Origin of the sequence: Bifidobacterium sp. W8103, from assembly GCF_016100775.1 — a bacterium.
Classification (GTDB): domain Bacteria; phylum Actinomycetota; class Actinomycetes; order Actinomycetales; family Bifidobacteriaceae; genus Bombiscardovia; species Bombiscardovia choladohabitans.
Genome location: NZ_JACFRV010000001.1, coordinates 1,489,595 through 1,512,433, shown reverse-complemented (window position 1 = coordinate 1,512,433; position 22,839 = coordinate 1,489,595). Strand labels below are relative to the sequence as shown.

Here is a 22,839-nt window from a genome sequence, read left to right as displayed (position 1 = left end):
GGCATGTCACCAAAGATGGCTAGGCTTGTGGCATGGCACAATCTACAGAATCCACGACCTCCTCCGGACTCGATCCGGCCTCCTTCTCCTCGGTCATTCGCCCCCAGGACGACCTCTTCCGCTTCGTCAACGGCCCCTGGATCGACACCTACAGTCTGCCCGAGGACCGTTCCCGGTTCGGCTCTTTCGACAAGCTCGCCGAGGATGCCGAGGCCCAGATCCATGAAATCCTCGAGGACCCGGAATCCCCGGCTGTCAAGTCAGCCCTGCTCTATCGCAGTTTCCTGGACACCGAGGCCATCGAAGCCGCGGGAATGGAACCCATTCGCCCAGACCTGCAGGCCATTGATGCCGTGACCGACAAGAAGGCACTGACCAGCCTGCTGGGCCGGCTCAATCCCACTGGCGGCCCCGATCTGTTCGGCATTGCCATCTATGGCGACCCGGGCAACGCCGGTGTCAACGTGGCCCATATGGAACAGGCCGGGCTGGGGCTTCCCGACGAGGCCTACTACCGGGAGAAGAGCTACGCTCCAGTCCGCCAGGCCTACACCGACATGGTCGCCTCCCTGCTCAGGCTCTCCGGCTACGCCGACGACCAGGAGGATGCCCACAGGCAGGCGGAGTCCTTCCTCGAGATCGAGACGCGCATAGCGGCACGCCACTGGGACAACGTGTCCACCAGAGATGAGGATCGTACCTACAACCCCACCACCCTGACTGACCTGGAATCAACACTCGCCGATTTCGATCTGCACACCTGGATCGAGTCCTGGCAGAAGGCATACGCAGCCAGCCCTGTCGCCAATCTGCAGCCGGTCGATCTGAGCTCGGCCCTGTCCAGAACCATCGTGCACGAACCCTCCTTCCTGCAGGGTTTGAACGAGCTCTGGAAGACCAGCGACCTGGAGGATCTGAAACTCTGGGCCCGCGTGCACACCCTGATCGAGTGGGCAGGTCTGCTCAGCGGCGACTTCGATCAGGCCAGGTTCGACTTCTATGGCAAGGTCCTTTCAGGCACGACCAAGATGCGTGACCGCTGGAAGCGAGCCGTCTCCCTGGTCAACGGCATTTGCGGCGAGGATGTCGGACGTGAATATGTTCGTCGGCACTTCCCCGCCTCCAGCAAGGCCCGGATGGAGGCCCTGGTCTCAGACCTGATCGACGCCTATCGGGTCTCCATCACCTCCAGCGACTGGCTGGGCGAACAGACCAAGGTCAAGGCTCTTGCCAAGCTGGACAAATTCTCGCCCAAGATCGGCTACACCGAGCACTGGCGCGACTATACGGCCCTGGCTGTGGATGAAAAGCTGGGTCTGGTCGACAACGTGCGGCGGGCCAACCTCTACGAGTCCGGCTACCAGTTCGGCAAGGCCGGTAAGCCTGTGGACAAGGAAGAGTGGCTCATGAACCCTCAGACGGTCAACGCCTACTACGAGCCCACTCTGAACGTCATCGTCTTCCCCGCGGCCATTCTGCAGCCGCCCTTCTTCGATCCTGAAGCCGACGATGCCGTCAACTACGGAGGCATCGGTTCGGTCATCGGCCACGAGATCGGCCATGGATTCGACGATCAGGGCTCCAAGTACGACGGCGACGGGCGTCTGCAGGACTGGTGGACCCCGCAGGACCGTGAGAACTTCGAGCAGCGGACCAAGGCACTCATCGAGCAGTACAACGGGTTCGTCCCCCAACAGCTCGCCGAGAAGTACGCCGACAAGCCCAAGCAGGCACCCCATGTCAATGGAGCGCTGACCATCGGCGAGAACATCGGAGATCTGGGAGGCGTCAACATCGCCATCAAGGCCTATGCACTCTCCTTGCAGAAGAAAGAGGGCGGCACAGCAGGGACGGACGATGCCGCCATGGACCGGGCACTGGCCTCGGCTCCGGTCATGGACGGCTACACCGGCCTGCAACGGTTCTTCCTGTCCTATGCCTCCATCTGGAGGACCAAGAACAGGGATCAGCTGGCCGAACAATATCTGCAGATCGACCCCCACTCCCCTGCTGAATTCCGCACCAACGGCATCGTCAGGAATGTGGATCGCTTCTACCAGGCCTTCGGGGTCACCGCCGACGACGGTATGTGGCTGGAACCCGAAGCACGGGTCAAGATCTGGTAAACCGGTTCGATTGAGATCGTTGGTTGGTTGACGGTTTCAATCAGCCCGCTGATCAAGGCGGTAGGTCGACGGGAATCAGTTGGCCTCCCGCCTTCGTCTTGCTCGGCCTCAACAACTTTTGCTCATCCGGCATTGGAATTCTTCACCGAAGTCCGATCGGCTGCAGATGACACAGATGAGGCAGGAGCCGATCCAGTTTCGGACGATGAAGATGATAGCGGCGTGGTCCAAGGATCCGGACCGTCGGCCTCCTCATCAATAGGCACAACACCCGATTGGATCCTGGTGAAGGTGTCCTGTCCCCGGGCCAGGTCGTGACCGATGCCATCCGCCACCAAGACCAGGCTGCTATGCGGCTGACCATCGCTGGTCCATTCCTCCGTCACCAAGGATCCTGAAACAATTACCGGATCACCCTTGTGCAGACAGGCCAGGGCATTGACCGCCAAAGTCCTGAAAGCCTTGACCGTCAGCCAGGTGGTGGGTTTTCGTTTCCAAACCCCAGCCGCAGCATCGTAATAGGCCGGCGTGGAGCCCAGCCTGAAAGAGCAGACAGGTGTAGACCCCGGCTGTCCCAAACGCGTTGGCTGGGTCCCCATAAAGCCGAAGACGGTCGTTTTTATTTCGTTGATGGACATACCGGAACCTCTCTGTTGTTGTTATGAATCCGACGCTGTAAATCTGCCAGTCGATTCCTGATCTTGCGCGGTGAGGCCATTCGACGAAGGATCCCCGACCGGAGCGCGGATAATCGGAGCGGGGGAAGGGACTGGCCCCAGCCAGGAACCCTCCGTCGAACGGTGAATCCATCCTGCCTCCGCCCACGTCTCCGCACCTGATTTGCAGACCATTGTGGTCGAACAGGCTCGGCTCATTCACCTTGTGGACAAACCAGCCTTTCTTCCATAAGAAACATGAAATAGGTCCATTGCCAGGAAGACCTGTCTCATTGGGTAAAGCAAGGTGGATTTACCCATGATTATGAAAACGGGAACAAGGGAAAACACGATAACGAAAAACGGACGCCGTCACAGCCTCCTCGAACAAACACTAGGTGTGAATCATTCCGGTCGAGGCTGACCTGCAGACGTGCGACAAGGCCGAAAGATCGGCGAGAGAAACCAGTCGAGCAGCGCTCGAGGATGGCATTCACTCAGCATTTCTCGATGGAGGCCTGATCACCGCTGTCTTCCGCGCAATGCCGAAAAATTCATCAACGGAACCCACAACCGGATTCGGAATGTCCTCTACACTGCCCAGAACCATCGAACATTGGTCCTGGGCTAAACTGTGAGAGCAGATACATCGGTACGGTTTGGAAGGACCCGCAGTCATGGTTCACACGCTGGTCAGTTGGAATATCGATTCGCTCAACGCCGCCCTGCTGGGCAAGAGCAGCCGCAGCGCCCTCTCCCTGAAGGTGGTGGAGACCATCCGGGATCTGGACCCCGATGTCGTAGCCATCCAGGAGACCAAACTCAACGGTGACCAGAAGAAATCCGCAGGCATCCTTAAGGCGCTCATGCGCTACTTCCCCGATTACCAGGAGGTGGATCGCCGCTCCGAGGCCCCGGCCCGCACAGGCTATGCAGGCACGCTCATGCTCTACCGCAAGAGCCTGCCGGAACCTACAGTGACCCGTCCCCGCATCGGCGCTCCGGACACCATGGACGACGAGGGCCGCATGCTCACTCTGGAGTTCCCGGACTGCTTCGTCACCACGGTCTACACCCCCAATTCCGGATCGGGACTGGTCAGGCTCAAGCCGCGCGGCGTCTGGGACGATTGCTACCGTCACTACCTGCAGGAACTGGATGCCCGCAAGCCGGTCCTGGCCTGTGGCGACTTCAACGTGGCCCATGAGGAGATCGACATCGCCAACCCGGCATCCAACCACCATTCCGCCGGCTTCACTGATCAGGAGCGCGAGAAGTTCGGCCTTCTGCTGGACGCAGGCTTCACCGACACCTTCCGAAAGATCCATGGCGATGCCGCCGGCTTCTACGATGATCACCGCAGCGTCTACACTTGGTTCGCCCAGCGGGCTCCAAAAAGCAAGATCAACAACTCCGGTTGGCGCATCGACTACTGGCTGACCTCCAACAGAATCGCTGACCAGGTCAGCACCAGCGAACCCGTGGACACAGGCGAGCGCCAGGACCACCTGCCCATCCTGCTGCGCATCTGACCGGATAGGTTCCCGAACCAAAACCGATGCAACCAAAAGGGTGGGGCCTTGGTCGCATAGATCATAACGCGGCCAAGGCCCCACCCCTCTATATTTATATTGGTTGCGGCAGGCAACTATAAGTGCGGCATATCCTACTGCAGAGCTGCAATCCGATCCACGATTACCTGAGCGGCCTGATCAGCAGGAACAGCTTGCACATCCGAACCGTCGCGGTTGCGAATCTCGATGGTGCCGTTGGCGATGGTGTCGCGTCCGGCAATGGCGACCAGGGGCACCCCGATCAACTCAGCATCCTTGAACTTGACCCCGGGGGATACCTTGGGCCGGTCATCGTAGAGGACCTCCACGCCACGGTCCTCCAAATCGGCGACCAGCTTCTCAGCGGCATCGAAGGCCTCCTGCTTCTTGCCGGTGGCCACCACATGAACCGCGGCAGGGGCGACAGCCTTGGGCCAGGCCAGACCCTTGTCATCGTGATGCATCTCCGCGATGCAGGCCAGCACGCGGGAAATGCCGATGCCATAGCAACCCATCCAGACCGGCACCGCCTTGCCGTTGCGGTCCAGAACCTTCAGACCCAATGCGTCAGAGTATTTCAGTCCAAGCTGGAAGACCTGCCCGATCTCCACTCCACGTTCGAAGCTGAGCGGTCCTGATCCGTCAGGGCTCATATCCCCGTGACGGACCTCGGCGGCCTCCACCACTCCGTCGGCTTGGAAGTCACGCCCGTAGACCGCATTGGCCAGGTGCACGCCTTCGGCATCAGCACCGGTCACCCAGGCTGAGCCGGGCGCCACATGGGCGTCGAGGAAGTAGCGGATATGGGCGGCGGACTCACTGTCCGAACGCTGAGGGCCCAGCACGCGAGGACCAATGTACCCCTTGACCAGCTCGGGATGGGCCGCAAGGTCAGTCTCACTGGCCTCCTCGATCTCGGCCGGGGCGAACTGGGCCTCCAAGCGCTTCATGTCCACCTGACGGTCGCCCGGCAGGCCGACGGCCACCAGTTCCCGCCAGCCCTCGGGATGGTCATCGTCGGCAGGGTGCTTGACGGCCACAATCAGGTTCTTCAAAGTATCGGCAGCGGTCCAGTCCCGGCCGTCCTGGCGGGGATGCAGCTGATTGAACCGCTCCACCAGAGTGTCGATGGTTGTCGAGTCGGGGGTATCCAGCTCCTGCATGGCCGGGGTCTCGGAATAGTCGACGGACTCGGGGTGCGGGGTGGTCAGCGCCTCCACGTTCCACGCCTTCCCCGAGGGAGCCAGGGCAAAGGTGTCCTCACCTATGGGCAGCGGAGCCAGGAATTCCTCGGACTCGGATCCCCCCATGGGTCCGGAGACCGCATGGACGATTACGTAATTGACACCCAGACGCTTGAAGATTCGTTCATAGGCGCCGCGCTCATCCTGGTAGGCCTTCTTCAGCCCCTCCTCATCCACAGTGAAGGAGTAAGCGTCCTTCATAATGAACTCGCGACCCCTGATCAGCCCGGCGCGGGGACGGAACTCGTCACGGTACTTGGTCTGGATCTGATAGAGGACAACCGGCAGGTCCTTGTATGAGGAGTACATGTCCTTGACCAAAAGGGTGAACATCTCCTCATGGGTGGGAGCCAGCAGGTAATCAGCGCCGTGCCTGTCCTGGAGGCGGAAGAGATTCTCGCCGTACTCCTCCCATCGGTGGGTGGCCTCGTAGGGCTCGCGAGGCAGCAGGGCCGGGAAGTGGACCTCCTGGGCGCCAATGCCATTAATCTCCTCCCGGACCACGGCCTGGACCTTGTCAAGGACTTTCAGACCCAGTGGCAGCCAGGTAAAGATGCCCGGGGCCACCTTGCGAACGTAACCAGCCCGCTGAAGGAGTTTGGCCGAGTCCACATCGGCGTCGGCCGGATCCTCCCTGAGGGTCCGCAGAAAGAGGGTTGACATGCACATGGCTTTGGTTCTCATACCTCCCAAAGATATGCGCGCAAAGGGACAAGCAGCCATAGAAGATGACCTGTTACAATTTGCTGCAGGAGAGCCTGAAATCTGCGATTATGGACGCTCTTGCAGAGAAACCCGCTCTCGTTACATACGACTACCCAACAATGTTGAAAGAAAATTATCCTGGTAGACAACGCTTGCCCGGACACGATTGATAACTCCAATTGCACTTAGCCATGGTGGCCATAACCCAGAGGGACAATCAAGGCCGATCATGACGACCGCGAATCTGGGAAGAAGCGCAGGGAAAGCTGGATTTGACTCGTATAATAATTTATTATAAACTATGTATTGAGGGTAATACCTCTAATAGAGAATGGACTCTATAAGTAAGGGGGAACAATGAAGCTCTTCAAAATCATGAGACAACTTCTCGTTGCTATTGCTGCGCTTGGTATGTTTGCAGCAGTTCCAGCAGCAGTATACGCCGATGAGGCAGTGACGTTCTCGGGGACGAGGGTATCTGTCCCGTGCAAAGCTAGTCGGCATAATAACCAAGCCAAAATTACTTGCAAAAATTCGCCTAGATATGCCAGGGCAAAGATTGCCTGTAGATTCTGGTCCGATCAAGCCACCAATTGGATTAAGAACGGCACCAGTTATTCGGGTGGGTGTCCACTTGGTGTTAGCGATGTTCCAAGCGGTAACCCTGTGACTATGGAAATAGGAAACCCGTAAGACTACTAGGTTGGTCAAGCGGTTCTTTGTAAAGAAGAGCCGCTTCTCTTTTTATGGTTTGGTTCAATGGTGACTTATAAAGTAGACGTTTCTCTCTCGCACGTGTCTTTCTCATACGGCCGCAAACAGGCGCTGTCAGATGTGTCCTTGAGCTTCGGCAATGGCGTATTCGGGCTCTTGGGACCCAATGGTGCCGGCAAGACGACGCTGATGAATATTGTGACCACCTTGTCGCGTCCTTCGTCGGGCAGTGTCAGGATAGCCGGCGCGAATGTGCTGACCAACTCCGGACGACATCGGGCCAGGAGTCGGATTGGCTATTTGCCACAATCTTTCGAGCTGATGAATGCTTCCAGTCTTATGCGCAACGTGCGGTATGCCGCATGGGCGCGGGGCTTGTCCTGGAATGCCTCCTGCGATGCGGCAGTGTGGGCCATGGAGCAGGTGGGATTGTCTGGGGAATCCCGCCGCCCGGTGCGCAGCCTGTCCGGTGGCATGCGTCAACGTGCGGGCATCGCGTGTGCAATTGTCGCCCGTCCCGACGTGCTTGTCTTGGATGAGCCGACCGTTGGCCTCGACCCAGTGCAGCGCATTGAGGTGCGTAAATTCCTCGATGCCTATGCCGACAGCCACACAGTGCTGGTGAGCACGCATTTGGTCGAGGACCTGGCCGCAATTGCCGACCGTGTACTGGTGCTCGATCACGGGCATCTGCTCCTGAACGGGGGTATGGATGATCTCGCCGCCTTGGCCGCTCCTGAGGACTCTATGGCATCTCCTTGGGAATCCGGTTATCGACGACTGCTGACAGGGACCGAGCCTCTGCCATCCGACCAGGAATGGATTTCATGATGGCCCGGTTGCTTAATCCCTTGTCACCGGTGAGCTCGCTGGTGTTCTTTCTTGCAATGATGTCGTATCCGGCCGTAAGCTCGGTGAGCAACTATGGAATTGGCCGATCAGACGTGTCTTTGTTCGCGTTGACAAATGCCCAATTACAGCTTGATCTGACCTTCATGCATCTGGTAACTGATGTAATCGCCTGCATGTTCGGGGCATGGGGCGCCTGGAAGGCATGCTCCCCTCGATCTATGGTGGCGCCACCCTGGATTGGAGGCTCGGCTGTCCGAAGATACGGCGTTCCTGTCCTCAAGGGTGCTGCATTGTGTGCCCTGGCCTATGCGGCAGGATGTCTTCCTGCCATCGTCCAGACACTGCGGTTCACTGGCGGGTCGGTTCCCGTGGGAGCCTTGCTCATGGGCATGGCAGCGCCAGCAGCTATGTTCGCCCTAGGTTACTCATTCGGCACCATCATGGGTAGCCGCTGGTCCCTGGCTCCGGCCACGCTCCTGCCTGCCGCTCTGTGTTGGGTCAGCGTGATGCTGCTGATGCCACGCACCCCCAGGGGAGATGTGTTTCCCCAATCTTGGGGGTCGCCGCTTGCGGTGGCGATGCCCGTGATGAACACGGGCATCGGTGCCGAGCCGGGACTCAGTATTAACCCTTCAGCGGTGACAGCACGCTGGGTCTTGGTCGTAGTAGTGCTGGCCGCGTCCACAGCGGCATGCATTCTGACCGCGCACCGGTGGCGGCCCGGCCTGTCATGGATAGTCGCCCCCTTGGCGGTGCTTCTGCTTGTTCCGACTGCTGCCGGGGGCCTGGTCGCCATGTCCGGTCCGGCAGAATGGCGCCGGTCCGCTCCGTTCACCCCCGTCTGCAAAAGCATAGACGGCGTGCCGCTATCAGTGTGTGCCCACCCGGATGATGATGCCCACCTGAGACGCTATATGCGATATATGCGGTCGGCCGCCTCATGGTTCCCCAAGGACAGTGTGGAGGACAGCTCGGGCCTTGTGCTTTTGCTGGGCAACGCCTTTACGCCCACAACCCATGGCCAGGCATGGAATCTCACCGGGCAAGGCATGACCGAACTGCAACACTTGGGCGGCAAAAAGATACAGGTAATGACCGACACAGTCACCGAACGCACTGGACGATACAGCGGCCTAGAAAACGTCACAGAGACCATTGTGAAGGAATTCGTCCATGCCGACTGCGCGGCTACGGCACTTGAAAACGTTTATAAACAAGGGACGTTGGATGACGGTGCCAGCGTGTCCGCCTTCGTGCTGGAGCAGTTGCCCGTGCGCATGAGCGAGACCGCCTACGAGTCGATGGGTGGCAGAGGAAGCGGGGCATCCGGGATGGGAAGCGCCCGAGGCCCTGCCGCCGATCTGCTCAACGATGCCACTAATGAAGAGTTCCATGCCTATGTGCGTCGCAACCTCTCTGAGATCGAACGCTGCGCCGTCACGCCGTCCAATGTCATCAATGATCTGGGGAAGAACCACTGATGGGCGGCCGGCATCGACGTGGTTCCATGAAGGGCGGAATCTCGGTCGGATGGCTGGCTGGGCGCAACCCATGGGCGGCCTTGGCATTCATCGCGCTGGCTGCGGCCGTACCCTTCCTGCTTGCCTCCGTCTCCGCTTCCGCTACCGGCGGAGAGATCTATGCTCGACCAGCCTATTACGGGTACGTCTGCCTTCCTGATCCACATGCAGTGGTATTCAACGACGCTGTGCACACCCAATGCCCACAAGGCAAAAGCGCCGTGCCAAGTGTCGTGCCCATGGCCGAGCTGGCCTACGCGGCGTTCAGCGCATGTGCCTTGGTCATGCTCGCCCCGCTTATGCCCACCTGGGAGCGCCTGAACCTGGCGCGCGTCCGTTGGCGAGCCCTGGCTGCTGGGACAGGCGTGCTGATGCTGCCGTTTCTTTTCAGCCTCCTCCTTACCATACCTAGCTCCCACGGTGACCCGACAACCGCACAGTCGCTGCTCAGACTGGCTGCCTGCAACGGCCTGGTCGACGCATCCTTGGTCATGCTCGGCATCGCATTACTGGGTCGTTTCTACGGGCTTGGGCTGGGCGTAGGGCTGGCAGTGATCAATATCGCCAGCCAAGGTATGCAGGTAGGCATGGGGCTGACGCTTCGTCTATACCCCGAGGACATCAAACCGCCTGTTCCTGGACAGGGGATCTGGCCGGCGATTGCAGCGGTCTTGACAGTCTTCGCCGTCTTACTCTGGACGGTCACCGGAGGCCGGGGAATGATCATGGACAAGAAATAAAGAGCCAGCATAGCTGCTTGTGAGAGGTGCAAGAACCTGCCGGCCTTAACAGTGCATGAGTTTGTCCGAGTCCACCTAGCCGTCAGCAGAACCCAAACCAAACGGCGCATACCGGAAAAGGTCGGCAAATCCTCAACCTAACATCCTGACATCCGGCATCTCTCCAGTATTACCCTCTCCTATAAAGAGGGCCAAGATATGATGGTTGTATATCAAACAGGTTTTCTGATTTACAAGGACAAGGCGGACACCTATGTCATCAGAGCCGGGTGTGACCATCCAGACCTTCACCGACCTCGATGCAGAGCACATGACGCTTCTCCTGGAGGCAGATCCTTCGGAACGGATAATCCATGACGTTTTCACCAATTCCCGCGCCTATGAAATCCGAGTGGAACAAGCCCTGGCCGGCGTCATGCTGCTTGTCAGACGAAACACGGATACCCTGGAAATCACCAATATCAGCGTAGACCGGGCTTTTCGCAGACAGGGACTTGGAAGCAGATTAATAGAGCGAGCCAAGATGGAAACTGTCGGGCTGGGTCTGAGAAGATTGGAAGTCGGCACCGGATCCACCAGTTTTGGAGCCCTTTGCTTCTACCAGACATGCGGATTTCGCATGGACCGCATTGTGCGGGATTATTTTGTAGACCGCTACCAGCAGCCCATTGTCGAGAACGGAATCACCCTTAAAGACATGGTCCGTCTGTCATGGTGTCTCTAGCGACCCGAACGACCGCACCGGCCCAAGACAGGTAAGGCCGACCCTTCAGAAAAGCTGGTCCTGGCTGAATTCGTCTTCTGGTTCCTGACCCACGGCACGCTTGGTAAAGGACTCAGCACCTTCATCCTTCAGACGGACACAGGCCGCCTTGGACTCAGCCCTCAAACCAGCATCCAGAACGACAGCATCGGGAGAGACCAGGAAGGCGTGCTCATTGATGCCTGTCAAGTAGAGCCCATCCAGACTTTCCACGCGGGAGAGGGCCACGTATCCCATCCCTGGCGCAAAGGTCCGTCTCAGGTCCATGACCGCCCTGTCCAAGGTCATCCCTTGGGACTTGTGAATGGTGATCCCCCAAGCACAGCGAAGAGGCACCTGGTTGACGGCGGCCAAGACCGTGTCCCCATCCATGGTCTCCCAGGCGGCCGGCTTCATGGTGACCACGTTGCCGTTCTGGAAGGAGACGATCGGCCATCCCCCCTTGGCCGAGCTGGTGAATCCGCTGACTGTACCTATAGAGCCGTTGACATATTGATGATCCTGGTCGTTGCGCAGGGCCATGACTGCGGCTCCGGTCTTCAGGGCCAGATCCTCGGGGGCCAGCATGTTCTTCTTCAGGCGCTCCACAAGCCTGGCCTCGCCCCGGGATGTGGCCTGGTAATGGTGGGCCTGTTCGTCGATGGAGGCCAGACGTTTGTCGTTAAGAGTGTCAGCCTGCTTGTTGACCGGGAAGAGGTGGACCGCCACCTGGCCGGGAGAGGGCACTACGCCCACACGGGTGGCAAGGACATCATGGTCCTCCTGGGTGACGCCACCCTCCCTGATGTCAGTCAAGACGGTCAACAGCTGTCCATCGTCCTGGCGGTGCTGCTCGGTCAGGTAACAGATGACCGGGTCCAGGTCCTGCCAGACCAGGGATTCGGTGACGAACCCGTCCGGGTCCTTGCCGGCCTGGGCGTAGCGTTCCCGGGCAGCCTGGAATTCAGGGCTGGGCGGTATTCCTGAAGCTCGGTTGGACCTCGTCACCGGCGGCAGCTGGAAGAAGTCCCCGGAAAGGACCACCTGGATCCCTCCGAAGGGTTCGGGGCTGTGACGGACGGCCCGGCAGGCCTGGTCCACCATGTCGAAGAGCCAGGCGTGCATCATGGAGACCTCGTCGATGACCAGGATGTCGGTGCCCTCGATCTGCCTGCGGCGGCGGGTCTTGATCCGCTTCAAGAGCGATTCGGTCATGCAGGTGGCGATTCCCACCCCGCTCCAGGAGTGGATGGTCTGGCCGTTGATGTGCGTGGCGGCGATGCCGGTCGAGGCGGTCACCGCCACAACCGCCCCGGCCTGGCGGGCCTGGGCGACGAACTCGTTGAGCACAAAGGTCTTGCCTGACCCGGGGGCACCTGTGATGAAGGCATTGGCCCCCGCATTCAATATGGTCAAGGCTTCGGATTGCTGCATGCCTCCATGGTGCCACGTCAGAGGTACATGGCCACGCCTGTCAGTAGTCGGTCTTCTCGGGCTTGTTGGCATCCTCGACAGGATTGCCGGACTCTTCGTAATGGCGCAGAAGACTGGTCTGCTCGATCTGTTCCGCCCCGGCCTTGGACTGGGCCTGGTCGGGTCCGGGAGCCGGAACGAAGAACATGGAGCGGTAGTAGCGCAGCTCGTCCATCGACTCGATGATGTCGGCCAGGGCCCTGTGGCCGCCATGCTTGGCCGGCTTGTTCTTGTAGACGTCCGGGTACCAGCGGCGGGACAGCTCCTTGAGGGTGCTCACGTCAATGACCCGGTAATGAAGAAGAGCCATCAGATCGGGCATGTACCTGTCGAGGAACTTCTTGTCGGAGCCCACCGAGTTGCCTGCCAGATGGGCCTTGCCGTTCTTGGGCAGGAAGGGCTTGACATACTCGATCACCTGACGCTGGGCTTCCTCAAGGTCCAGGCCGGTTTTCATCTCTTCGATCAGGCCGGAGGAGGTGTGCATCTTCCTGACGAAATCCCCCATATGGTCCAGGGCCGCCTGGGAGGGCTTGATGACCAGGTCGATGCCCTTGTCCAGGACCTTCATGTTGAAGTCGGTGGGAACCACGGAGACCTCACACAGCTCGTCATGGAAGATATCCAGACCGGTCATCTCGCAGTCTATCCAGATCATGCGGGATTCCTCCGCCGAGAAAGTCAGATCATTCTTATCGCTCATCTGTACGCCTTTCAGATCCGGGTTGCCTCCCGGATCGCTCCTTCCGCCGCCTTGGACGGAACATTACAAGATACCGCCAGCACGTGACCGGCGGAGGGGTCCTCAGCCCGGCCGACCGGACCGTAACTGACATGAGATATGCAATCGGCGCAGGTCCGGATGAGATCCTGCGCCGATCACCTGCCTATGTAGGGCTCAGTTGTGGAAGCCTGAGTAGTTGGGGGCCTCCTTGGTCATGACGATGTCATGGGGATGCGATTCACGCAGACCGGCATCGGTGATCCGAATGAACCGGCCCTTGCGCTGCAGCTCGGGGATGGTGCGGGCACCGGTGTAGAACATGGTCTGGTGCAGGCCGCCGACCAGCTCGTAGAGCACGTAATTGAGCGGACCGCGGTAGGGCACCTCGCCCTCGACGCCCTCGGGCACCACCTTGTCGGAACTGGTGACGTCGGCCTGGAAGTAGCGGTCCTTGGAGTAGCTCTTCTTGCCGCGCGGAGCCATGGCACCCAGCGAGCCCATGCCCCGATAGACCTTGTACTGCTTGCCGTGCAGGAGGACCTTCTCACCAGGAGCCTCCTCAGTACCCGCCAGCAGACCGCCCAGCATGACCGAATCGGCTCCTGCCACGATGGCCTTGGCGATGTCGCCCGAGTAATGGATTCCACCGTCGGCCACCAGAGGGATCCCGGCAGGACGGCAGGCCAACGCGGCGTCGTAGACCGCGGTCAGCTGGGGCACACCCACGCCAGCCACCACACGGGTGGTGCAGATGGAGCCAGGGCCCACGCCGACCTTGACCGCGTCAACTCCAGCATCGATCAGTGCCTGGGCGCCCTCGCGGGTAGCCACATTGCCGCCGATCACATCCACATGGTCGAAGGCGTGATCAGCCTTGATCCGGCGAATCATATCCAGCATGAGCTTGGCGTGGCCATGGGCGGTGTCCACTACCAAGATGTCTACCCCGGCATCGGCCAGGGCGGTGATGCGCTGCCAGGCGTCACCGAAGAATCCGACGGCGGCGGCCACGCGCAGACGGCCGCGCTCATCCTTGGTGGCTTCGGGGTACTGCTCGGTCTTGACGAAGTCCTTGACGGTGATCAGCCCGGTCAGCTTGCCCTCGTCATCGACCAGGGGAAGCTTCTCCACCTTGTACTTGGCCAGAAGCTGGTGGGCATCCTCCTTGGTGATGTTGGACGGACCGGTGATCAGGTGATCCTTGGTCATGATGTCGCTGACCTTGAGCCGGTCGAAGTCGGCGGGATTGACGAAGCGCATGTCACGGTTGGTGATGATGCCCACCAGCCGCTGGCGACGATCCACCACAGGCAGACCGGAGACCTTGTAGGTGGAGCAGAGCTTGTCCAGGTCGGTCAGCGTGGCATCCGGGGTGACGGTCAGGGGGTCGGAGATCATGCCGGACTCGGAGCGCTTGACGATGTCGACCTGATTGGCCTGATCCTCGATGCTGAGATTGCGGTGGAGGACGCCGATGCCGCCGTTGCGGGCCATGGCCACAGCCATGGTGGCCTCGGTGACGGTGTCCATGGCGGCCGAAAGGACCGGGGACTTCATGGTGATGTTCCGAGTAAGCCGGGTGGTGGTGTCTACTTCGGATGGGATGACATCGGATTCGTTGGGCAGCAGGAGGACGTCATCATAGGCCAGACCGATTTTCTGGAAGGCGTCGGGCAGTTGAGTGTAGGAGGAGGGTTCGCTTTGTGGGTTTTCCATAGCCATAGCACCATGCTACAAGTGCTTCTTGACCGTTAACAGCACCGTGTCCACACTATTTCATCCGGTGAATCAGTCTTCCTCATCTTTATCGTGGCGGCTCTTGCGATGCCAGGGCGGTCTGGCCGCATGCTGCGAGCCTTGTGCGGCGAGAAGTGCGTTCTCGCGTCTGATTTCGGGAAGACGACGGCGGTAGTAGGGGTAGAGGGTGGCGAAGGTCAGCAGTACGGCGGCCAGAGCCAGACCGATCAAGACATATCTCAGACGGAAGAAAAGAGTAAAGAGCGAGCCGAAGGCGATCAAGGCGGCCCAGCCCCAGAGAATAAGAACAGCGGAACGAACCGTGTGGCCTATGCGCAGCATTCGGTGGTGCAGGTGCATGCGGTCGGGGTGCATGGGTGATTGCCCGTGACTGAGCCGCCGGACGATGGCCAGGCACATGTCCAGAACAGGCAGGAAAAGCACCAGGATGGGCAGAAGAATGGGCATGAAGGCCGGCAGATAGATGCTGGCATGAATGGTGGCCGGATCCAGTCGGCCGGTGACCACAATGGAGGCGCAGGTGATCAGGTAGCCCAGCAGCATGGATCCTGAGTCGCCCATGAAGAGCTTGGCCGGATGCCAGTTGTGCAGGAGGAATCCCACGCAAATGCCCACCATGGCCACGTCGATCAGGGTGGCCAGGGAGGCGTAGTCGGGCGAGATGCGGGCGATGATATAGGAGTAGATGGCGAAGGCTATGCCCCCGATGGCCACGATGCCTGCAGCCAGGCCGTCCAGTCCGTCCACGAAGTTGACCGCATTGATGGAGGCCACGATCAGGAATGCCGTGATGGCCATGGACAGGCTGGGCGAGGCCGCCACCAGGGATCCCAGCGGCAGGGAGATGATCTGGATGCCACCCCAGGAGACGAAGACCGAGATCAGCAGCTGGCCGGCCAGCTTGAGCATCCAGTCCAGGTCCCAGAGGTCGTCGGCTATGCCCAGCAGGCAGATGGCTACGGCCCCGGCCAGGATGACCCAGGCCTGATGTCCGGACTGGAAGAGGCCTGTGATGAAGGGGATGCGGGAGGCGAAGCACATGGCCACGGCAAAGCCGATCAACATGCCCAGGCCGCCCATACGGGGGGTGGGCACCTTATGTACGTCGCGAGCGCGGACCACGCCTACGGCGCCAACCCTGATGGCGAGGTGACGAACCATAGGCATGACCAGCCAGGTGGCCCCGCCAGCGATGGCGGCAATGAACAGGTATACCCTCACTGGCCCTCCCCTCCGCTGGACCGGCCCGACAGAAGAGCACGGACCCGGGCCTCGCCGATTACGCCCTGCCGCAGCACATGTATTCCGTCGGGATCAGCCTTGTCGGCTTCCACCACCGTGCTGGCCACCGAACCGGGAGTCGGCCCCCCGTCCAGGTAAAGGTCGACGCTATCACCCAGCTCGGCTCTGGCCTGCCTGGCGGTCTCCACGCTGGGATTGCCCGATCGATTGGCGCTGGAAGCGGCCAAAGGCCCGGTCACCTGCAGGAGCGCCCGACAGATTGGCGAGTCAGGAACTCTGACGGCCTGGGTGGGACCATCGGGCTCCATCCGAGGGGTGCGCAGGGGGCAGGACCTCCCCACAAGGGCGATAGGCGAAAAGGGACCCGGCAACAGGGCATCGGCCAGGCGATCAAGAGGAGCAGGCAAGCTAAGATCCAGCCGGTCCATGGTCTCGACCCCATCCAGCAGCACCTGAATGGACTTGGTCCTGGGACGGTGCTTGGCCTGGAAGAGCCTATCGATGGCCGCATCATTGCATGGATCACAGACGATGCCATAGACCGTGTCGGTAGGAATGACCGCCAGCCCTCCGGCGGCCACCACCCGGGCCAGCAACTGCGGCGACCGACTGTCATAGGTCATCACCCGGCTCATACCCTGCATCACAACCTTTCGGCTCGACATGTTCATGCGACCAGCTACCAATCTATCCCAGGACCAAGGCAGGCCGCCAGGCTGTCAGGTAGCGGTCTCGACCAGCCAGATCCTGATGAGTACGTGCCTGAACAAACCCCCGCTCCAGTGCAGCAGCAACCATGGCCGGCCCCTGGGAGGCATCATGCTCCATGACCAGCAGACCGCCAGGAGCCAGCAAGACCATGGCCCTGTCCAGAATGCGGCAAGGCAAAAGGCACCCGTCAGGCGAACCGCCATAGAGGGCCAGGTCCGGATCCCAGTCGCGTACTTCGGATTGGTCAGGAATTGCATCCAGGGGGACGTAGGGAGGGTTGCTGATGACCAAACCCACCTGGGCATCCAAATCAGAGAGTGTGGCGGGATCCGCGGCATCGGCCTGCAGCAGCTGATAATCCGACCCAGCCTCACCGATGGCAGCCTCCTGAGCGGCGGCATTCAAGGCGCCCCACCGATACGCCTGCTCGTCTACCTCCACGGCCCTGACCCGAGCTCCTGGAACCTCGGTGGCCAAGGACAGGCCGATGGCCCCGCTGCCTGAGCACAGGTCCACAGCCAGCGGATGATTCACTCCGGTCAAGGCGTCCACTCCCGCCTGGACCACCGTTTCGGTCTCAGGACGTGGGATAAAGACCCCCGGCCCCAGGCGGAGATCCAGATAACGGAAGTAGGCGTGGCCAAGAATGTACTGCAGGGGTTCGCGTCCGGTTCGCCTCTGCAGATAGGACCGATAACGTTCCAGGGCCGCCGACTGAAAACCACCAGCCTGTCTGCGACCACCTTCATTCGTCAACAGTTCCTCAGCTGTCCGGTCCAAGAGCAGAGCCTGATCCAGCTGATGCAGATCGCACCCAAGGGCATCGGCCAGCAGCAGCCTGGCGTCATTGAGCGGAGTAGGCACACCGGCCTGGGCCAGCAAGTGATGACCCATGTCAACCAGCTCGGCCAGACTGGTCCCATGCTCCTGCTGATTCACCCCTGTGAAGCCATTCTGCGGGCCTCATCGGCCTGGATGTCGGAGTCGATGACGGCTTGCAGGTCGCCATCCAGCACCTGCTCCAGGTTGTAGGCCTTGTAGCCGGTGCGATGGTCCACAATCCGGCTCTCGGGGAAGTTGTAGGTTCTGATACGCTCGGACCGGTCCAGGGAACGTACCTGGGAATGACGCATGTCGGCGGCCTGGGCGGCCTCCTCCTCGTGCTTCATGGCCAGCAGACGCGACTTGAGCACCCGCAGGGCAGCCTGACGATTCTGTATCTGGGATTTCTCATCCTGCATGGAGACCACGATGCCGGTGGGAATGTGGGTCATGCGCACAGCCGAGTAGGTGGTATTGACGGACTGTCCTCCCGGGCCGGAACTCATGAAGATGTCGACCTTGAGGTCCTTGGGGTCGATCTCGATCTCGTCGTCGTCCTCGTCGGCCTCAGGAAAGACGATGACTCCGGCGGCTGAAGTCTGAATGCGGCCCTGGGACTCGGTGACGGGAATACGCTGGACCCGATGGACGCCGCCCTCGTACTTGAGTGAAGCCCAGACGCCGTCGGCAGGAGCCACCTGGCCGCGAGCGCGAATGGCCAGCTGGGCATCCTTGACCCCGCCCAGCTGAGTGCGGTTCTCACTCATGATCTCGGTGGTCCAACCACGTTTTTCGGCATAACGCACATACATGCGCATCAGATCGCCAGCGAAGAGGGCCGCCTCCTCGCCGCCGCTGCCGGCCTTGATCTCCATGATCGTGTCCCGGCCATCATCGGGGTCGCGCGGGATAAGAGCGGTACGCAGGGTCTGCTCCAGGTCCGGTATCCGGTCAGCCATGGCCTTGGCCTCTTGCGCGAAGTCAGGATCCTCCCGTGCCATCTGTTCGGCCGCCTGGCTGTCCTCCAAGGCGCTTTGATAGGCCTTATAGGCTTCAACGATGGGAGCGAGCTCAGCATGTCTGCGGCCCAACTTGCGAATCTGTGCCGGATCTGAAGCCGTTTCGGGCTGACTCATCTGCTTTTCCAGGCGACCGTACTCCTCGACGGCAGCCACCGCCGCCGGAAACTGCTCCTCGCTCATCTGCACCCTTCCCGTCCGCTTATCCGCATGGTTCAAGTCATAAAAAACGCCAGTCCCCACCGGGCATAGCAGAGCGACCCGGAAGGGACTGGCGTTGGAAGTGCTACTTGGTCCTCTTGCCGTAACGGGCTTCGAACCGAGCCACGCGACCACCGGTGTCCAGAATCTTCTGCTTGCCGGTGTAGAAGGGGTGGCAGTGCGAGCAGACATCAACCGTCATATGATCGCCGGGAGCGGTCGAACGGGTGATGAAGGTATTGCCGCACGAGCACGTGACCTCAACGGGATGATAATCGGGATGAATTCCCTGCTTCATGGTTACTCCTAGATCCAAGGGCCCCGGGTCGACCGCCCCTGTGGCGGACGTGAACCGGCAACCGCGTAATAGTCTAGCGCAACCCGAAGAGATTACGGCACCCTTGCGCCACACGCCGAATCAATCAACCGAGGTGGCCGGTCGAGCGTCCTCTAGAATCAAACAGTCGGACCGACCGGCCCGGCGAGGCGACAAAGGAGGGCAGCAATGCAGCAGGAAGTGGCGTTCGTTACAGGGGCGGCTCAGGGAATCGGCGAGGCCATTGCCCGCCGTCTGGCCAAGGACGGGTTCGCCGTGGCCGTGGCGGATATGAATACGGACAAGGCCCAGGCAGTGGCCGACTCCATCAATCAATCAGGCGGACGGGCTATGGCCGTCACGCTGGACGTGACCGACCGTGTCCAGGTGCGCTCGGCCGTCGAGAAGACCGCCACCAAGCTGGGGGACTTCAACGTGATTGTCAACAACGCCGGCCTGGGACCGACCACCCCCATCGAGTCCATCACCCCGGAGCTGTTCGACAAGGTCTACCACGTCAACGTGGCAGGAACCATCTGGGGCATGCAGGCCGCCGTTCAGGCCTTCCGCGATAGGGGCCACGGGGGCAAGATCATCAACGCCACCAGCCAGGCAGGCGTGGTGGGCAACCCCAACCTGATGCTCTATTCCTCCACCAAGTTCGCCATCCGCGGCCTGACCCAGGTGGCAGCCCGCGATCTGGCCAAGGAGGGCATCACCGCCAACGCCTATGCCCCCGGCATTGTCAAGACGCCCATGATGATGGACATCGCTCATCAGGTCGGGGTCAACGCCGGCAAGGATGACGAGTGGGGCATGTCCACCTTCTCGGACGGCATCGCCCTGGGTCGGCTTTCCGAGCCGGAGGACGTGGCCAACGCCGTGGCCTTCCTGGCCGGGCATGACTCCGACTACGTAACCGGACAGACCCTGATCGTAGACGGCGGCATGCAATTCCAGTGATTCTGTAGCAAGGATTCGCCCGCATATGATGGACCCCCGCCGATCGGTTCCACCCGACAGCGAGGGTCCATGATCATCAAGGGATCATTCAGGCGTTGAAGACGTACTTGTCCAGACGATCCATGGCCTCCTTGACACGGCTCAAAGGCAGGGCCAGGTTCATACGGATGGCGCAGGGAGCCTTGAACTGCCGCCCGTCCTGGACGGCGACGCCCACATCCCAGGCACGCTTGAGCAACTGGTCCAGGTTGAGATCGTGATCCTTGCACCATTGCGTGCAATCAAGGAAGAGCATGTAGGTGCCCTGGGGTTTGGAAAGCTCGACTCCCTTAAAATGCTGCCGGATGTAATCGTAGGCGTAGTCCACATTCCCGGTCAGGACCTGCCGGAGTTCATCCACCCACTCCTGGCCCTGGGGCTTGTAAGCTCCGATCAGGGCATGCATGGACAGCACGTTCATGTCGTTGTAGTGGGCCTTGGATCCCTTGGCCACAATCCTGTCGCGCAGGTACTTGTTGTAGATGATGTGGTAGGAGCCGACCAGCCCGGCCAGGTTGAAGGTCTTGCTGGGCGCATAGAAGGCAGCCGTCCTGTTGCGGGCATCTTCACTGACCGACTGGGTGGGGATGTGCTTGTGGCCCGACAGGATCAGATCCGACCAGATCTCGTCGGAGATGACCACGCAGTCGTTCTCCTTATATACCTCCATGGCCTTCTCGATCTCCCACTTCTCCCAGACACGGCCGCAGGGGTTGTGCGGACTGCAGAAGACCGCCACATGGATGTTGTTCTCCTTGAGCTTGCGGTCCATATCCTCGAAGTCCATACGCCAGACGCCCTTATCGTCCTTCTTCAAGGGGCTGTGCACGATGTGGTAGCCGTTATTCTCAATGCAGGAGGTAAAGCCGACATAGGTAGGGCTGTGGAGCAATACCGCATCGCCGGGAGCGGCAAAGGCAGTCAAAGTCGAGACAACCCCGCCCAGGACCCCGTTCTCATAGCCGATGTCCCCGGCCGTCAGGTCCTCCACACCATTGCGGGTGCGCTGCCAGTTGATGATGGCATCGTAGTACTCGTCAGTGGGATTGAAATAGCCGAAGGCCGGATGCTTGGCACGCTCGATGATGGCCTCGGGTATGGTCGGCACCGTGGGGAAATTCATATCGGCCACCCACATGGGGATGACATCGAAGCCCTCCTTGGGAGGGTCGGGGGCGAATCCAGGCTCGGTACCCAGGCCGTCAACCGCGATTGCGTCCTTGCCGTGCCTATCCATGATGCTGGTGAAATCGTATGTCATAGTCAACCTCTCATCCCGTGCAGATGCGCTCGCAGCGACCTCACGCCAGTCTACAGCCGTGGGCTCCGTCCGAGTGTCTGCGTCCAATACGAAAGCAGCGATGGTACTATCTGGCCTTAGTCAGAGGATGGGGTGACAAAATGAGTGCATCAAAACCCGTTTCATCTTCTCTGCAGCTTTTCGTCCCGCTAGTGGACTTCCTGGGTAAAATCCTCGGACCTAAGACGGAAGTGGTGCTTCAGAACGTCAAGGATTTCTCGCATTCGGTGGTTGCCATCGCCAACGGCAATTTGAGCGGACGCACCATAGGCAGCCCCGCCACCGACCTGGTCCGGCACATCTGGCAAAACCACGAATACGACCAGCACAACTATCTGACCCATTACGCTGGCTACACCATTCAGGGGCATCCCGTGGTCTCCTCTACCCTGTTCGTGCGGAATTCCAGAGGCCGGGTGATCGGCTTTCTCTGCATCAATTTTGACAATTCCGCCTTTCGACAGGCCAGCCAAGAGCTCAGGCGGGCAAGCGCTTATCTGGACGCTCTGGGACTGGCCGATCCCACTGCCGAAATGAAAGACAATGAGGCCACGCCAGAAGAACCGGAGGCCGAGACCGGAACCGACCAATCGGTCCATGAAGTCCTCTCCGTCAACGCAGACGAAGTGGTTACGCATAATATCGCCAAGTTCGCCACAGAGCTTGGTATTTCTCCGGCAAGGATGAACCTGCAGGAGCGAATGCAGCTTATTACACGACTGGATGGGTCAGGGGTCTTTCTGGTCAAGGGCTCAGTGGACACGGTTGCCCGGGCTCTAGGGATCTCCTCCCCCAGCGTCTACCGCTATTTGCATACGATACGCAATGCCGCTGTAGGCCCTGATCAGAGCACCTAGGCTCGCCCTGCTCAGCTTTGACACACCCCCTCCAGGGTGTATGATTGAAAACAGATATACGGGGGACGTATACACGATGGACCTACAGGGGCTGAATTATTTTCAGTCTCAGAGGAGATGTACATGCGTATAGTTTCCCGGCATATGCCGACGGCTCCGACTCGAGCTCGTCCCGTATTCTTTTCCCTGATAAATTCTCATACTTAGCGCTTCTGCGGAAACGCTTCCGGATTATTGCGACATGCGCAGATCTTATGGCTGTCTACGTATGCACGCTTGGGACACCGAAAAGTGGATATACACCGAAGGTGTCCTGTGATCCGACATAAAAACGCGCCTAGCTCTTTTCCCCCGGCTTACATGTGAAGCCATACATATTGCATCGGTGAATCATGGATGCTAGAGCTAGGCGGCGAGAGGATGGCCCCGACAATAGCCGGGGCTGTCCTTCTACTAAGACTATCAAGAAAGTTCGGGGCACAAAACCCTGACCAGCCCACTGGCAGTCATTGAAGACGTGAACCAGCATCGGGCTAAGTTACCCAATTGACTTTGAGATGAG

19 protein-coding genes are annotated in these 22,839 nt (G+C 60.0%); 8 read left to right on the top strand and 11 right to left on the bottom strand.

The genetic code is table 11. The features are described 5' to 3' along the window. The first annotated feature begins 32 nt into the window (after window positions 1-32). On the top strand, window positions 33-2,126 hold the full coding sequence (locus H3U90_RS05870) for a M13 family metallopeptidase (protein ID WP_198177399.1): 2,094 nt from the start codon (window positions 33-35) through the stop codon (window positions 2,124-2,126). Between the two features lie 122 nt (window positions 2,127-2,248). On the opposite strand, the gene H3U90_RS05865 is transcribed toward H3U90_RS05870, so the two are convergent. Continuing rightward, window positions 2,249-2,764 (bottom strand): single-stranded DNA-binding protein, encoded by a 516-nt coding sequence (locus tag H3U90_RS05865; protein WP_198177398.1) that lies wholly within the window; start codon window positions 2,762-2,764, stop codon window positions 2,249-2,251. A 695-nt stretch (window positions 2,765-3,459) separates the two neighbouring features. Here H3U90_RS05865 and H3U90_RS05860 point away from each other — a divergent pair. Continuing rightward, window positions 3,460-4,314: an exodeoxyribonuclease III gene (locus tag H3U90_RS05860; RefSeq protein WP_198177397.1), complete on the top strand. Its 855-nt coding sequence runs from the start codon at window positions 3,460-3,462 to the stop codon at window positions 4,312-4,314. 134 nt (window positions 4,315-4,448) lie between these two features. On the opposite strand, the gene H3U90_RS05855 is transcribed toward H3U90_RS05860, so the two are convergent. Beyond that, complete coding sequence (locus tag H3U90_RS05855) at window positions 4,449-6,263, bottom strand: proline--tRNA ligase (RefSeq protein WP_198177396.1); 1,815 nt, start codon at window positions 6,261-6,263, stop codon at window positions 4,449-4,451. Between the two features lie 780 nt (window positions 6,264-7,043). On the opposite strand from H3U90_RS05855, the gene H3U90_RS05850 reads away from it, so the two are divergent. From H3U90_RS05850 to H3U90_RS05835, 4 genes are all read left to right on the top strand, one after another. After that, the gene (locus tag H3U90_RS05850; RefSeq protein ID WP_198177395.1) at window positions 7,044-7,829 is read left to right on the top strand and encodes an ABC transporter ATP-binding protein; all 786 of its coding nucleotides are present in this window, start codon (window positions 7,044-7,046) and stop codon (window positions 7,827-7,829) included. Beyond that, on the top strand, window positions 7,817-9,331 hold the full coding sequence (locus H3U90_RS05845) for a hypothetical protein (RefSeq protein WP_198177394.1): 1,515 nt from the start codon (window positions 7,817-7,819) through the stop codon (window positions 9,329-9,331). The genes H3U90_RS05850 and H3U90_RS05845 overlap by 13 nt, the downstream gene beginning before the upstream one ends. Beyond that, window positions 9,331-10,110 (top strand): hypothetical protein, encoded by a 780-nt coding sequence (locus tag H3U90_RS05840; protein ID WP_198177393.1) that lies wholly within the window; start codon window positions 9,331-9,333, stop codon window positions 10,108-10,110. The genes H3U90_RS05845 and H3U90_RS05840 overlap by 1 nt, the downstream gene beginning before the upstream one ends. 271 nt (window positions 10,111-10,381) lie before the next feature. Continuing rightward, window positions 10,382-10,834 (top strand): GNAT family N-acetyltransferase, encoded by a 453-nt coding sequence (locus H3U90_RS05835; protein ID WP_198177392.1) that lies wholly within the window; start codon window positions 10,382-10,384, stop codon window positions 10,832-10,834. 45 nt (window positions 10,835-10,879) lie between these two features. Here the strand turns inward: H3U90_RS05835 and H3U90_RS05830 are convergent, their stop codons facing one another. The 8 genes from H3U90_RS05830 to rpmE form a co-directional block, all read right to left on the bottom strand. Next, complete coding sequence (locus tag H3U90_RS05830) at window positions 10,880-12,286, bottom strand: PIF1 family DEAD/DEAH box helicase (protein ID WP_198177391.1); 1,407 nt, start codon at window positions 12,284-12,286, stop codon at window positions 10,880-10,882. Window positions 12,287-12,326: 40 nt separating this feature from the next. Next, a complete protein-coding gene (orn, locus tag H3U90_RS05825) occupies window positions 12,327-13,028 on the bottom strand; it encodes an oligoribonuclease (protein ID WP_029678704.1) in 702 nt (233 codons plus the stop codon). A gap of 195 nt (window positions 13,029-13,223) precedes the next feature. Beyond that, complete coding sequence (guaB, locus tag H3U90_RS05820) at window positions 13,224-14,771, bottom strand: IMP dehydrogenase (protein WP_029678705.1); 1,548 nt, start codon at window positions 14,769-14,771, stop codon at window positions 13,224-13,226. A 66-nt stretch (window positions 14,772-14,837) separates the two neighbouring features. Further along, entirely contained in the window at window positions 14,838-16,028 is a 1,191-nt protein-coding gene (locus tag H3U90_RS05815; RefSeq protein ID WP_198177390.1) for an MraY family glycosyltransferase, read from the bottom strand. Next, entirely contained in the window at window positions 16,025-16,672 is a 648-nt protein-coding gene (locus tag H3U90_RS05810; protein WP_232340465.1) for an L-threonylcarbamoyladenylate synthase, read from the bottom strand. Before H3U90_RS05810 ends, H3U90_RS05815 begins: the two co-directional genes overlap by 4 nt. A 64-nt stretch (window positions 16,673-16,736) precedes the next feature. Further along, window positions 16,737-17,654, bottom strand: coding sequence for a peptide chain release factor N(5)-glutamine methyltransferase (prmC, locus tag H3U90_RS05805; RefSeq protein ID WP_198177627.1), 918 nt, complete (start codon window positions 17,652-17,654; stop codon window positions 16,737-16,739). Between the two features lie 41 nt (window positions 17,655-17,695). Further along, on the bottom strand, window positions 17,696-18,784 hold the full coding sequence (gene prfA / locus H3U90_RS05800; RefSeq protein WP_101432704.1) for a peptide chain release factor 1: 1,089 nt from the start codon (window positions 18,782-18,784) through the stop codon (window positions 17,696-17,698). A gap of 103 nt (window positions 18,785-18,887) precedes the next feature. Next, window positions 18,888-19,100: a 50S ribosomal protein L31 gene (gene rpmE / locus H3U90_RS05795; protein WP_015022244.1), complete on the bottom strand. Its 213-nt coding sequence runs from the start codon at window positions 19,098-19,100 to the stop codon at window positions 18,888-18,890. 207 nt (window positions 19,101-19,307) lie between these two features. On the opposite strand from rpmE, the gene H3U90_RS05790 reads away from it, so the two are divergent. Then, the gene (locus H3U90_RS05790) at window positions 19,308-20,081 is read left to right on the top strand and encodes a (S)-acetoin forming diacetyl reductase (RefSeq protein ID WP_198177388.1); all 774 of its coding nucleotides are present in this window, start codon (window positions 19,308-19,310) and stop codon (window positions 20,079-20,081) included. 88 nt (window positions 20,082-20,169) lie between these two features. Here the strand turns inward: H3U90_RS05790 and H3U90_RS05785 are convergent, their stop codons facing one another. Further along, window positions 20,170-21,381: a MalY/PatB family protein gene (locus tag H3U90_RS05785; RefSeq protein ID WP_198177387.1), complete on the bottom strand. Its 1,212-nt coding sequence runs from the start codon at window positions 21,379-21,381 to the stop codon at window positions 20,170-20,172. A 140-nt stretch (window positions 21,382-21,521) separates the two neighbouring features. Between H3U90_RS05785 and H3U90_RS05780 the strand changes: the two genes are divergently transcribed. Then, entirely contained in the window at window positions 21,522-22,277 is a 756-nt protein-coding gene (locus H3U90_RS05780) for a helix-turn-helix transcriptional regulator (RefSeq protein ID WP_198177386.1), read from the top strand. Window positions 22,278-22,839: the final 562 nt, after the last annotated feature.